14 protein-coding genes are annotated in these 13362 nt (G+C 39.6%); 6 read left to right on the top strand and 8 right to left on the bottom strand.

Annotation, left to right across the window (positions count from 1 at the left end; translation table 11 throughout):
* The first annotated feature begins 40 nt into the window (after positions 1 to 40).
* The 6 genes from ubiE (at position 41) to AC0L7T_RS00320 (ending at position 4951) form a co-directional block, all read left to right on the top strand.
* The gene (gene ubiE, locus AC0L7T_RS00295; RefSeq protein WP_473343404.1) at positions 41 to 763 is read left to right on the top strand and encodes a bifunctional demethylmenaquinone methyltransferase/2-methoxy-6-polyprenyl-1,4-benzoquinol methylase UbiE; all 723 of its coding nucleotides are present in this window, start codon (positions 41 to 43) and stop codon (positions 761 to 763) included.
* Complete coding sequence (gene porT / locus AC0L7T_RS00300) at positions 712 to 1491, top strand: type IX secretion/gliding motility protein PorT/SprT (protein ID WP_473340221.1); 780 nt, start codon at positions 712 to 714, stop codon at positions 1489 to 1491. The genes ubiE and porT overlap by 52 nt, the downstream gene beginning before the upstream one ends.
* 60 nt (positions 1492 to 1551) lie before the next feature.
* The gene (locus tag AC0L7T_RS00305; RefSeq protein ID WP_473340223.1) at positions 1552 to 2313 is read left to right on the top strand and encodes an SDR family NAD(P)-dependent oxidoreductase; all 762 of its coding nucleotides are present in this window, start codon (positions 1552 to 1554) and stop codon (positions 2311 to 2313) included.
* Entirely contained in the window at positions 2310 to 3083 is a 774-nt protein-coding gene (locus AC0L7T_RS00310) for a M15 family metallopeptidase (RefSeq protein ID WP_473340225.1), read from the top strand. Before AC0L7T_RS00305 ends, AC0L7T_RS00310 begins: the two co-directional genes overlap by 4 nt.
* Before the next feature lie 40 nt (positions 3084 to 3123).
* Positions 3124 to 3894, top strand: a complete 771-nt coding sequence (locus tag AC0L7T_RS00315) for a ThuA domain-containing protein (protein ID WP_473340227.1) — start codon at positions 3124 to 3126, stop codon at positions 3892 to 3894.
* A 757-nt stretch (positions 3895 to 4651) separates the two neighbouring features.
* Positions 4652 to 4951 carry a hypothetical protein gene (locus AC0L7T_RS00320; protein ID WP_473340228.1) on the top strand — a complete coding sequence of 100 codons (300 nt, stop codon included), beginning with the start codon at positions 4652 to 4654 and terminating at the stop codon, positions 4949 to 4951.
* 54 nt (positions 4952 to 5005) lie between these two features.
* Here the strand turns inward: AC0L7T_RS00320 and AC0L7T_RS00325 are convergent, their stop codons facing one another.
* The 8 genes from AC0L7T_RS00325 to AC0L7T_RS00360 all read right to left on the bottom strand — a co-directional run bounded on the left by AC0L7T_RS00325 (position 5006) and on the right by AC0L7T_RS00360 (position 13308).
* A complete protein-coding gene (locus AC0L7T_RS00325; protein WP_473340230.1) occupies positions 5006 to 5521 on the bottom strand; it encodes a peroxiredoxin family protein in 516 nt (171 codons plus the stop codon).
* 162 nt (positions 5522 to 5683) lie between these two features.
* Positions 5684 to 7561: a Xaa-Pro dipeptidyl-peptidase gene (locus AC0L7T_RS00330; RefSeq protein WP_473340232.1), complete on the bottom strand. Its 1878-nt coding sequence runs from the start codon at positions 7559 to 7561 to the stop codon at positions 5684 to 5686.
* Positions 7562 to 7761: 200 nt separating this feature from the next.
* On the bottom strand, positions 7762 to 8217 hold the full coding sequence (gene msrB / locus AC0L7T_RS00335) for a peptide-methionine (R)-S-oxide reductase MsrB (RefSeq protein ID WP_473343405.1): 456 nt from the start codon (positions 8215 to 8217) through the stop codon (positions 7762 to 7764).
* Between the two features lie 53 nt (positions 8218 to 8270).
* Positions 8271 to 8753 carry a peptide-methionine (S)-S-oxide reductase gene (locus tag AC0L7T_RS00340; protein WP_473340234.1) on the bottom strand — a complete coding sequence of 161 codons (483 nt, stop codon included), beginning with the start codon at positions 8751 to 8753 and terminating at the stop codon, positions 8271 to 8273.
* A gap of 229 nt (positions 8754 to 8982) precedes the next feature.
* Positions 8983 to 9546, bottom strand: a complete 564-nt coding sequence (locus tag AC0L7T_RS00345; RefSeq protein ID WP_473340236.1) for a glycosyl-4,4'-diaponeurosporenoate acyltransferase CrtO family protein — start codon at positions 9544 to 9546, stop codon at positions 8983 to 8985.
* 165 nt (positions 9547 to 9711) lie between these two features.
* Positions 9712 to 10230 carry a DinB family protein gene (locus AC0L7T_RS00350; protein ID WP_473340238.1) on the bottom strand — a complete coding sequence of 173 codons (519 nt, stop codon included), beginning with the start codon at positions 10228 to 10230 and terminating at the stop codon, positions 9712 to 9714.
* Positions 10231 to 10239: 9 nt separating this feature from the next.
* Positions 10240 to 12048, bottom strand: a complete 1809-nt coding sequence (locus AC0L7T_RS00355) for an acyl-CoA dehydrogenase family protein (protein WP_473340239.1) — start codon at positions 12046 to 12048, stop codon at positions 10240 to 10242.
* A gap of 87 nt (positions 12049 to 12135) precedes the next feature.
* Complete coding sequence (locus AC0L7T_RS00360) at positions 12136 to 13308, bottom strand: thiolase family protein (RefSeq protein ID WP_473340240.1); 1173 nt, start codon at positions 13306 to 13308, stop codon at positions 12136 to 12138.
* Between the last annotated feature and the right edge of the window lie 54 nt (positions 13309 to 13362).

Raw genomic sequence — 13362 nt, forward strand, 5'->3', positions numbered from 1 at the left:
CTCAAGTTTACTTAGTAATATTGTAATGAAAATAGAAGCCATGTCCGTAGTTCCATACAAAAATCAAAAAGAAGGCAAGAAGCAACAAGTTGCCAACATGTTTAACAATATTAGTAAAAATTATGATTTGCTAAACCATGTTCTTAGCTTGGGGATAGACATTATCTGGCGAAAAAAAGCCATTAAAATGTTGAAAGAAGATCAGCCAAAGTTAATTTTAGACATCGCCACTGGTACAGGCGACTTCGCCATTGAAGCCCTGGCGCTGAAGCCTGAAAAAATAATCGGCGTGGACATATCTGAAGGTATGCTCAACGTGGGTCGTAAAAAAATGAAGGAAAAAAAGCTGGACCATCTCATAGACCTGCAGATGGGTGATTCAGAAAAGTTACTCTTTGAAGAAAATAAGTTCGATGCTGTAATCGTTTCTTTTGGTGTAAGGAACTTTGAAAACCTTGAAAAGGGTTTGGCAGACATGTATCGGGTACTTAAACCAGGAGGAAAAACAGTGATATTGGAATTTTCCACACCAAAAAAATTCCCGATGAAGCAAGCTTATTCCTTTTATTTTAAATATATTTTACCTCAGATTGGTAAAGTCATCTCTAAGGACAACTCTGCCTATACCTATTTGCCCGAATCGGTAAAGGCTTTTCCTGATGGAAATGATTTCATAAATATTCTTGAAAGGGTAGGTTTCAAAAACACGCAATGCAAAACGCTAACATTTGGCATAAGTTCGATATACATTGGCATAAAGTAATTGTTTTCTCTTTATGCCTGCTCTTTTCCCAAATTTTCCTGGTAAAAGCCCAACAAAAGAGTTTTATCTTTAACTCCTCAGGAAGTGATGACCAAGCCTTGTCTTATGGCTTCTTCCTTGCGGCCCATAACAGTACGCTCAGAATTAAGTATTCTGACAATTTTCTCAACCCGGTTTACCCAGCTCTAGACAATGTTAGGGCAATAATGCCCACATTTTCGCCAGGCTTTGCCCTTGGCTTTCTTGTTACAGCAAGAATTCACGATCAGGTAAATCTTATGTTTACTCCAAAAGTGGGTTTTTATGAATACCGAACAGAATTACAGCTGTTTGCAGATGATCCCAATGCCGCCAACGGCGTAGGAATAACAACTGTGCCCCTGCTAACGGAGGAAACCCTGGTGGAATTTCCACTATTACTCAAATACAAGTCCCAACGGTTTAACAATACCCGAATGTTTTTTGTGGGTGGTTTGAATGGCCAATTCAGAACTAAAAATCAAGAAGAAGCCAACGAAGATCCAGTGGCATTAAAAGGAACAGATGTTGCATTGGAAATGGGTCTCGGTTTTGATCTATATTTTCAGTTTTTCAAATTCTCTCCTGAAGTCCGTTTTTCCCACGGTTTAATGAACCTATATCAGGAAGGACATTCTGATGATCGATTGGACGGGGCTATTTCAGACATCAGAAGAAAATCTATCACACTTTATTTGAATTTTCAGTAAACAGGGGGTATTGGCTCCCTTTTGATTTTTAATCTTAGGGGAAAAATTTTAACTTCCCTTATGGAAAAGAAAATTGCATTTATCACAGGAGCCAGTTCCGGTATAGGAAAAGCGTGTGCCATATCGCTGGCTGAAGAAGGTTTCGCCATCATTGCATGTGGACGTAGAAAAGAAAGACTGGTAGCGTTAAAAGCACTTCTTCCTGAAAATACGCCCTACCAGTATTTGGTATTTGATGTTCGAGAGAAGGAAGCTGTCTACAGAGCCATTGACTCCCTTCCTAAAGATTGGCAGAAAATTGCCGTATTAATCAATAATGCCGGAAATGCCCATGGTCTTGACTTTATCCAAAACGGAAATGAAGATGACTGGGATGCTATGATGGATATTAATGTAAAAGGCCTGCTTTATGTTTCCAAAAAAATCATGCCCGGTATGGTAGAAAGAAAGGAAGGACAAATCATTAATATTGGCTCAACGGCTGGTAAAGAAGTATATCCTAAAGGAAATGTATACTGTGGTTCAAAACATGCGGTGGACGCAATCACAAAAGGAATGCGCCTGGACCTAAACCCATACGGTATAAAGGTAATGGCTATCAACCCTGGCTTGGTAGATACAGAGTTTTCTCTCGTTAGGTTTAAAGGAGATGAAGACAAAGCAACAAATGTCTACCAAGGCTTTACACCGCTCAAAGCAGAAGATATCGCAGATGTCGTTCGGTTTGCTGTAACCAGGCCAGCCCATGTAGTTTTGGCAGATGTAACTATTCTACCAACAGCTCAGGCCAGCACTACCCTATTGCATAAGGAAGGTTTATGAGAATGATAATCGCTGGACTGATAAGTCTAATGGTGTTGGCTTGTGGAGAAAACAAGCAAGGGATAGCTAAAGAACCACTAAATGAAGTTGGCCATGATATCGTTGCTAAAGACAGTGTTCAATTGGCTTTAGCTATGGTAGATACTATTTCCCCTAAGGGAGCACTAGAACAACAGCTAATTGATGCAGGGCTAGTAGACTTACAAGTAGCAATTCCAGGAGTGTTAGTAGACCTTAGGTATTCGACCAATAATAATTTCTTTGGTAAGGATGTGTATGGGGAACTCGAGCGTTGCTATTTACAGCCTGAAGTAGCTGAAATGCTCAAAGAAGCACTCCTTGCTTTAGCACAAAAAAACCCTTCCTTAACATTTCTAATTTTCGATGGTGTTAGGCCTCAATCAGTACAGCAAATCCTTTGGGATGAATTGGATAAACCAGACAAAATAAAACCGCTTTATGTAGCTGATCCCCAAAAAGGTAGCTTACACAATTTTGGTGTAGCTGTAGACCTTACCATTGCCGATCGCAGGAATGGGAAGCCACTAGATATGGGAACTGAATTTGATTTTTTCGGCTATCCTGCCTACCCAGATAGAGAAGCTCAGATGCTTAAAGAAGGGAAAATCAACCAACAACAGGTGGAAAACAGACAATTGCTTCGGGAAGTGATGAATGGGGCTGGTTTTAAGGGTATTGGATCTGAATGGTGGCACTTTAATGCCTTCAGCCGAAAAATTGCTGGGGAGAAATTCGACATTGTAAAATAAAAATGGTATAATCGTTCCTTATTTTTAATTACAATAACCTATGAAAACCTCAAACATTAAGCTTAAACTATATTCGCTGCTTGCCTTATGTCTTTTATTAACGGCTCTTCCCTCAATTGGTCAAGCACAACAATTCAGGGCTTTGGTCATTAGCAAAACTTCTGGCTTCAGACATCAATCTATTCCTGAAGGTGTTGCCGCCATAAAAAAATTAGCTGATAAACATCGCTTTGATGTATATGCAACTGAAGATGCAAGTTTGATCAACGATAAAAACCTTGAAAAATACGATGTCATTATAATGATGAGTACCACCGGAACCATTTTCAATGCGGATGAAAAAGCAGCATTTGAGCGCTTTGTCAAAAGTGGAAAAGGTGTAGTTGGGGTGCACAGTGCTACGGACACGGAATATGACTGGCCATGGTATACAAAAATGATTGGCGGACAGTTTAACCACCACCCTCACCAACAAACAGCCAGAATTAAAGTGATGAATGGAAACCATCCTGCTACTTATCACCTTAATGACAAATGGATCTGGACCGATGAGTGGTACGAGTACAAAAATTTCAATACCGATGTCAATATTTTACTACAACTGGATGAAACCTCTTATAATGTAGGACAACGTAACGGTAACAAAATGGGAATGGGAGCCGTTCACCCAATTTCCTGGTACCATAGCTATGATGGTGGAAGGGTATTTTATACCGGCCTGGGACATGTGGAAGAAGCATTTGAAGATGCAGATTTCCTCAAACATCTCTACGGCGGAATCTGGTATGCTGCTTTGGGTAAACCTTTATAAATACCAATTAAACCTCAGGCTAATCTTACAAACATAGAATTATCAATAAACCCAATAATTTTTACCATCAACCCACCTTTGCTGGCATTTAAAGCGAAGGTGGGATTTTTTGTGCTCTCTTTTAATAAAAGTTTTTTTGCACAAGAGGATTAATCGAAATGACCTTAAATAGGAATAAAGACTTGATTGGCTATTTAGGTATAAAATTTAAGGAATCCTTTTTAGTTTTCTAAACCCCTTAGCCCTCCCAAAATCAATTTTTTTTGTCCAAATTCCTGATTAGGAAAACCATTTTAAAACAGGTTTCAAATTAAAGCATATGTGTATATTTGGTTATAGATAAAATAGATCCTGATAAATGGAAGACATCACTATTGCCCGGGTAATTCAAGTTGGCTGTAGTCCTTTGAATAGGTGGAGTAGCAATGGTTACCACTGTGATTATTCCAGCTGTTAAAAGGTTTGGCTCCAAAGAAAATCAGATCAAAACCTTTTCATTCATGCACAAGGCCCATTGGGTTCTACTTTTACTAAGCCTTTTGACTATAGCTGGAGCAGTGGCAGGAAGCCATGGACTGTTTTTATTAAAAAAGACATACCAGCAGCAAGGGGATTGCTAATATAGAATTGAAGTTTATTCGAATTACACCATTGTTAATGTCTTCCTAATCTTTTCTCGAAAGCTCAATCCTCAAAATGGCCTGGGTTTGTTATGGGCTTTCTATTGGTTATATTGAGTCCACCATAAATAAAAACAATGTTTGCCAAAGAAATATCCAGAGAAGGATTATATAAATGGAACACCCGGAGCAGTACAATTACCTTGGTTATCTATATACTCTATGGGGTTTTTTACCGGATTGACCTACCGATTTGGTACAATTACTCCTTATTCGCCATTACATTATTTAATATTGCCTTGGTGAGTGTGTTACTCTATATCAGCTTAACCCACAGGAATCTTGTAGATCATCTCAAAACAGCCATTCTATTAGGAATCTTTCGATTGCTCATCAATTTGGTTTTGTTGCTGCTTATTGTAAACAACAGCCTTTAGAAGCGTTTTAAATTTCACTTCTAAGGCCCTTGAAATAAAACAATTTGTTTTGGTTTAGTTTTTTAAACCCTCCAAAACAGCCATAAACTTTTTAACAGGCAATCTGTCGGAATTTTTCTTTCCTATGTACCTGTAGACTTCCTTTCCATCAGGGCCAATCAAAATCAAAGCCGGATAATGCACCAATTGATTGTGAAAAGAGTACCCACCAGGAACACCTAATTCATCTGCCAAATGGGCATCCACATCCCTATAGATTGTGAAACTATCTTCCGCCAAATTTTCCGCCCATTCTTTGATTTCCTCATCCGTATCGGGTTTGATAAAAACCTGAATCACATCCTTAAGTCCTGAAGTTTCTTCTACATAATCATTGGTGTGCCGAATGCAATAAGGGCACTCCGTTTTAAGCAAAAAATGCAAGGCAACATATTTTCCCTTTGCTTCACTTAAAACAAATGGTTTTTCATCCCCAACAGCAGGCAAGGTGAAGTCTTTTATTTTTTCTTGAGCCATGAGCCCTTGAGAAATAAGTAAAAAAACTAATAATGCTAGTGTTTGTGTTTTCATGGTTTTTTTTCTAAAATGAATTTCTGTCTTAAGTCACTGAAAAATAGCTCAGTAAGGTTTTAGGGTAAATTAAAAGGGAAATTTTATTTAATTCCTATTTCACCAAACGCAGATAACTATTTTTGGGTTCAGCTCATTTTAGATAAAAAGGAAACCTACTCATTACTTATCCTGGGTTTCTGGATCGGCTAAACTTCGGATTATGGCCTCTTGTCCACCCACTATAGGTAATTCTAAACTAGTCTTTTCAAGATCTATGGTAAGTTCTGTCCCGGGGTCTGGCCAAATGGTAAACTCTTTGTCACTAGAGAAAATCATTAAACCAATTTTCTGTCCTTTTGGAATTATTTGATCATCAGGTTGGAGAGGGAAAGAAATGGTATAAAACTTTCCTTGTTTCAGTGGTTTTCCTTTTCTTAGAGAAGAATGATTTTGAGGGTCAGCCCATCCTCTGGTAACAATGTTATCGGTGATTTTGGCATTTTTCGTTGAATTCCAGGGAAGGGAAACAAGCCAAACAGATAGATTGGCAGCAGGTTTACTAGAAGCCAGCCTTATGGTAATTTCAGGGATTCCTGATAAATGTAAATCTTCTTTTAATTCTGGTGTTACGTAAATTAGACGGTGTTGGGTTAACTCAGCCTGGGCGAGGCTGGCCCCCTCAAATGAAAAATTATCCACAAAGTTTTCTTTTCCCTGCTTATCTGCTTTCGCCAGATTCAATTCGCCAATACCCGGGGCTTTACCTTTGAGGTATAGTTGCACTGCTGAGGCATTGGGATTGGGATAAGCTGTGTAAGGCGTAGGCTTTTCATGGGTATCGTTTTCACGAACGATCCAAACCTTCGCATCCTTCTCAACACCATTATCGACTCCGTGCAAGTACCTGGTAAACCAACGGTTCATCATTGAAAAAGGTGGGGGTCCGCCATGGCCGTCCTGATGGTAATAGAGTTGGGAGGGGATGCCCATTTCAACGGCTTTTTTATAAATTCTATAACTATGTTCGGGCATTACATTCCAGTCATTAAACCCATGGGACATCAACAAAGCCGCCTTCATGGGTTTCATTTGGTATAGGTAATCTCGCCCAAACCAGAAATCATTTAAATCCCCACTTTCCCTGTCCATACCATTTTTCATTTCCTTGTCCCGAATACGTGCATTATTGCTCGCCCTCATGGCCGTATCCCCACTGTGAATAAAATCGTACAAAACATCGATGTCTTCCCCCTGGTATCCACCAGGAGATCGTACCAGGCCATTGGACCGGTAATAATGATAGTAAGAGGTATTGGGTGCAATGGGTATAATGGCTTCCAAGCCTTCCACGCCAGTGGTAGCAGCCGCAAGTGGAATGGTACCATTATAGGAAGTCCCTGTCATTCCCACTTTTCCAGTGGACCAGAAGGCTTCCACCTTTTCATTTCCGTCAATGCTTGTATATCCATCTCTACGACCACAAAGCCACTCAATTACCGCCTTAGGTGCAAGAGATTCATTTAGGCCACCCACTGTTGGTGCCCCTTGAGATAAACCTGTTCCTGGAGAAGAGGAGTGAACGACAATATACCCCCTTGGTACCCATTCCCGGATATGGGAATCAGAAATGAATGGTCGCTTATAAATGGTCTTGACCTGAGGATGTGCCCTTTCTTTTGGTGGATTTCCCAATTCATGCCTAACCTCCCAAAAAAGTCCAGGAACATCTGGAGCTACTCCTGTGAAATAAGGACTTGATATGTATATAACGGGAAGTTTTAAACCTTCATATTCAGTCTGATAGGGACGAGTCACATCCACGTGCATGCGGTCCATTTTACCATCCGCATCACTGTCAAAATCCGTTTCCACCCAAAGGTCATGCCGGATCCATTTGCCTTGGTCTTTAAAGGCCTTCACCTCCTGCGATTCACCATTTTCAAATACCGGTACTGCATTCCTCTGAGCAAAGGCAGGTATCACGGAAAGAAACAACAATAAATTAAAAATCGTCTTAAGGCTATTTTTTACCAGTGGATTCGGTTTGGAATAGGTCATTGGGGTATATATAAAATTTTAATCAATAATATACTTCCACTTACCTATAGGCAAGTGATTTCAATACAATTGGCAATAATTTAGCAAGACAAGGGTCTTTTAAACCGTCTACTAAAACTATCATTGAAAATAAACTTACAAAATTTAAAGAAAAACGAAATAAAGGCATTTCTTACTGAAACCGTTTTCCAATCGGAATGCTATTTTTGAATCTCCTCTTCCACCTTTTTAAGGGAAACGGCATTCATACAAAAACGCAAGCCACTGGGTGCTGGGCCATCAGGAAATACATGTCCCAAATGCGCGTCACAAGTATTACAAGTTGTTTCAACCCGAACCATCCCAAAACTGCTGTCTTTGTGATGGGCTACAGCATTGTCTTTAATTGGTTTTGTAAAAGAAGGCCATCCGGTTCCACTTTCGAATTTTTCACTGGCATCGAAAAGCAAGGTGCCGCAGCAAACGCAAGCATATATACCAGGCTCAAAAGAACTACAAACATCTGAGCTAAAAGCCCTTTCGGTTCCCTTTTTTCTTGTTACACGAAATTCCTCTTCAGTAAGCTGCTTTTTCCATTCAGCTTCCGTTTTTTCTACCCTACGATCAGGTTTTAAATTGCCGTTATTGGCGTAGCTGATTACTTCATTCCAATTCATTAGGTATTCAATTTTATGTTTTTCCAAATTCATAAATAATCCAAGCTTAAGGATTATTTGACCATTTCCTTTTGAAAACGTTCTTTCAACGCATTTAGTTTAGGCTTTATATAGCTAGTGCAAAAAGGCAAGTCAGGATTTTTGTTATAATAATCCAAAAATTGTTCTGTATTCATTTTAAAATCAATAAATGGAATCACTTTGGTGACAATTGGTTGGTTAAAATCATTTTGTATTCCTAACAGAGTGAACTTACTGATTTCTTCCTGCTCCTCATTGAAATAATAAATGGCTGACCTGTACTTTTGCCGAAAAGCATGGTCACTTGTACAACTATGCGAATGCAAGTGAATGGCTATCAACAAAGGTAAATCAATCAAAAGCGGATCAAAAGTGATTTCTATCCCTTCCGACCATTCCTGATAGGGAGATTTGGAAGAAATCCATCCTTGCTTAACTTCTGTAACACCAATAACGGACTGGAATACCCCCTCAGTACACCAATGACAGCCTCCCCCTACTCCCACTTTCATCATTTTCATTTGAAATTAATTCCTCACTGATAAAATAGGATCTTATATTTATAAGCTGAATAATCTTTGTCTTCAATTTGGCAGAAAACCTTGCTTGCCTGTCAAATTCGAAAACAACGTTAGACCTTCCTTCAAAACCAAATCAAGTCATTTTAAATCCGCCAACTGTTCCTATTTCCCTATCATCTTATCATTCGATGTTTTCTCAGGATTGATAAATTATCACCTAATTTCAGTTGGACAATATTTTACCTATTCTTATCCGATGGTACCTCTGGAGGATGACAGGGTAAAGATTCCCTATAAAATTAATAAGAACAATAAAAAACACCAGTAGAAAATAGGAAGAAAATAAAAGTAAAATTGCTATCAGCATAATAATAAAAAGTGGGCCTAAATGACCAAATTCAGACTGTTTGGATTGGTAATTAAAACTCTCCAAACCTCTTTTGGTTCCATCAAAAAACTTTTTACGATTTGCTTTTTTGCCCCAAAAGAATAGAATCAGTAGTTTTTGGAAATATTTGACGCCCAGAATACGGTACCAGCGCATCACCTTTGAGGGATTTTTTATGGCATAATAACCCCGAGGCAATAAGCTACTGGTGGGCAACACAAAACCTGGAAATGCAAAAATACCGGTGACACATAAGTTAATTAAAAATCCCAGAAAAAACGACTCGCCAATTCCCAATTGCTCCGGTCCAAAAAGTACTATTTGCCTTATCGTTGAAAATGAAAAATACAGAAGAAACAGGGACAAAAGGATAAAAACGGCCTGTTTGATTATTTTCATGCGCTCAGTTGTTATTTTGCTTCTCAGTAGCAAATAGCATTTAACTAGAAAGGGTTTACGCTGTAATTTAGAAAATTAATGGTTACTGAAATCGATTGGATAATAATTAAGCAGAATAGGCGATCACTCCTTACTGTTATAAGTAAATAATTGGGAATAAAGGATTTAAAGATCCATTTTATTTTGCTCCTTTAAAACACTTACAGTTACCAAGAGTTGTCCAAAATGGCGCTGGCTGTGTTCAGCAACATGAAAATAAAGACCCATAACTGTGGTAGGGAGCTTCTTCCTCCCAACTGTCCGGAATTGTCTAAGCTCATCTTCAGTAGTTTGGCTGAAAATACCCAGTGTTTCTGAGAGCTTTTCACTAAACCGGGTAACCAATTCCTTAGAAGTTAAGGTAAAGTCAGGTGTTTTTTCTTTTCTCAAATAATCAAATTGGTTATCTGATAATGGAAGTTCCTTTGCATAGGTGGTAAGCCGGTCCATAACTCCGGATAAATGTTGTAGGTGAAAACCCACGCTAGCCCTTCCTGCAACTGTTTTCCAGAGAAGGCTATCGGGAAATCCCTCCATGCATTCCTTTAATTCCATTTCTGCTTGTACAAGCGCATGTGCTGCAGGCTGTAGCAGAAATGGAATGTCCGGTAATGGCCCACTTAGCCAAGCTTCAGTTTGACTCATTTTTGTTATTTAAGCATGAAAGAAGAAATACTTCCCTTTTGAGATAAGTGATGCTGCAATTTCACGACGCAAATCTTTGGTATTGACATTGTCGTATTTAGTGAATCGTTTTAGACCCATCAAAAGCATCTTTTGTTCATCCCCTTTGGTAAATGACATGATGGCCTCTTTTCCAGCGGATTGAATTTTTTCCACTGCTTCGTAAAGGTAAACCTTCGTGGCTGCCAAATGATCCTTCACTGCTTCTTCCCCATTTTTATTCAACAGTTTCTCTGTTCGTAACAAAGTAGATTCTGCAGCATATATTTCGATCATAATGTCTGCCAGATTCATCATAATCTCTTGTTCCTGGTCCAATTTAACTCCTAAATCTTGAGCTGCTTTTCCCCCAATCATTAGAAAAACTTTTTTTAGATTTCTCAAGGTTGCTTTTTCAGCGGACAAAGGTTGAGAAGTATCGGCACTGCCAAAGCTGGGAACAGCTGTCAACTCTTTTCCAACGGCCATGGCAGGACCAAATACGTCAATCTCCCCTTTCATGGCACGCTTAAGTAACATGCCTACCATCAAAATACGATTGATTTCATTTGTGCCCTCATATATTCTGGAAATTCTTGCGTCCCTATAAGCGCGTTCCATTGGCGCTTCTGCTGAATATCCCATTCCTCCATAAATTTGTACGCCTTGATCGGTGACATAATCCAATACTTCAGATCCATGAACCTTGGCAATGGCACACTCTATGGCAAATTGTTCTACTCCTTTTAACTTGGCCTTGTTGGGTTCCATTCCTTCAGCTTCCAATGCAGCTATCCTGTCTTCCACATCCTGACCGGCACGGTAACACAGGGATTCGCAAGCATAAGTTCGGATGGCCATTTCAGCAAGTTTTGCCTGAACGGCACCGAAAGAATTGATGGAAACGCCAAATTGTTTTCTATCAGCACTGTATTTTATCGAATATCCTAATACCATCCTACATCCTCCAAGCACCCCGGCACCTAATTTTATTCGGCCGATATTGAGAATATTCACTGCAATTTTAAAACCTTTTCCCCTTTCAGAGAGCAGGTTTTCCATAGGCACTGGACAATCATTAAAAAACACCTGTCGGGTAGAACTTCCTTTGATCCCCATCTTTTTCTCTTCGGCATTCATGGTGATTCCACCAAAGGTTTTTTCAACCAAAAATGCAGAAAGATTTTTATCGTCTTCCACCTTGGCAAAAACAATAAAGAAATCAGCAAAACCGGCATTTGAAATCCACATTTTCTGCCCATTGATCAAGTAATGGGTGCCCTCTTTATTTATAGTGGCCTTGGTTTTGCCACTGTTCGCATCAGATCCAGCATCTGGTTCCGTCAAACAATAACAGGCTGCCCAATCTGCATTGGTAAGCTTTGGAAGGTATTTTTTCTTTTGCTCCTCCGTCCCATAATAAAGCACAGGAAGCGTGCCTATTCCAGAATGTGCTCCATAGGTAGTAGAAAATGATCCTGCTGCGCCAATAATATCTGCAATCAACATAGAGGTATTGAAACTCATGCCTAACCCACCATATTCTTCTGGTACCGCAATACCAAGAAGTCCCAATTCCCCTGCTTTCTTTAAAATAGCAGGTACGAGATCAGGATTCTTCATGCTGTCAATTTCCTCCATTTTGGGAGCAATCTCCATGTCAAGAAAATCCTGACAAGCCTGAGCCATCATTTTTTGTTCCTCACTAAATTCCTCTGGTATAAATACAGCAGATGCTTCTGTTTCTTTGATAAGAAAGGCTCCACCATCCAGGGCATTTTTTTTATTTACTTTTTCCATCGTTAGTTTCTCTTTAGATAATTAAAACTTTAAGCTAAAATCATAGGGCAATTTTCACTCAAAGCCAATCACCCGTACTAAGTTCAATTATAACAGCTCAATGACCCCTGCTACACCCTGACCTCCTCCAACGCATGCGGTAACAAGACCATATTTCCCTTGTCGTTTTTTTAGTTCATTTATCATTTGCACGGTAAGTTTGGCGCCTGTACAACCCAGCGGGTGACCCAATGCAACTGCTCCGCCGTTTACATTGACAATATCCGGATTGAAATCCAGGGAGCGAATAACTCCCAATGCCTGAGCAGCAAAAGCTTCGTTTAATTCTATTAGGTCAATGTCATTGAGCGTTAATCCTGCTTGTTTCAAAGCCTTAGGAACTGCTATTTTAGGACCCATTCCCATTATCCTAGGCTCTACTCCTGCTACACTATAGGAGACAAGTCTGGCCACTGGCTCCAAACCAAGTTCTTTCATCATGCGCTCAGACATAACGACTACAAATGAGGCACCATCTGAAGTTTGAGAAGAATTTCCTGCAGTTACCTGCCCTCCTTGTTTGAAAACAGGTCGTAGTTTGGACAAAACCTCCATGGTAGTTCCTGGTCTTGGACCTTCATCAGTGTCTACCGTATATTTCCTCGTTTGTCTTTTTAAATTTTCATCCAGATAGGTTTCCTCTACTTCTACTGGTACAATCTCATCTTTAAACCTTCCTTCTTTAATCGCGCTGATGGCTTTTTCATGTGATCTGACTGCAAATTGATCTGAGTCCTCTCGGGTTACATTGAAATCCTTCGCCAACTCCTCTGCTGTTAAACCCATGCTCAAATAATAATCCGGGTTATGCGTTGATATATCATAATTCAGCGCTGTCTTGTAACCCATCATAGGCACGAGGGACATGGATTCAGTTCCGCCAGCAATGATGCAATCTGCCATTCCAGATTTTATTTTAGCCGTTGCCAAAGCAATTGCTTCCAAACCGGAGCCACAATATCTATTGATTATAAAACCCGGAGTATCTTCCGACAATGCCAAAAGAGAAATCATCCTTCCCATTTGCATGCCCTGTTCTGCTTCTGGAACTGCATTTCCAACAATAAGGTCATCCACCATTTTGGTTTCCAAGCCTGGAGTATCAGCCATTAGGTATTTGATAATGTTGGCAGCTAAGTCGTCGGGCCTGTAAAATCTAAACCCTCCTTTTTTTGCTTTTCCTATTGCAGATCTATAGCCATTAATAATATATGCTTCCATTTGATGTTTATTTTAATGCTTGAATATGGTTAAATTGAATAAAGCTAGCTTTGA

The sequence above is a fragment of the Cyclobacterium sp. 10D3-21 genome (assembly GCF_055809755.1).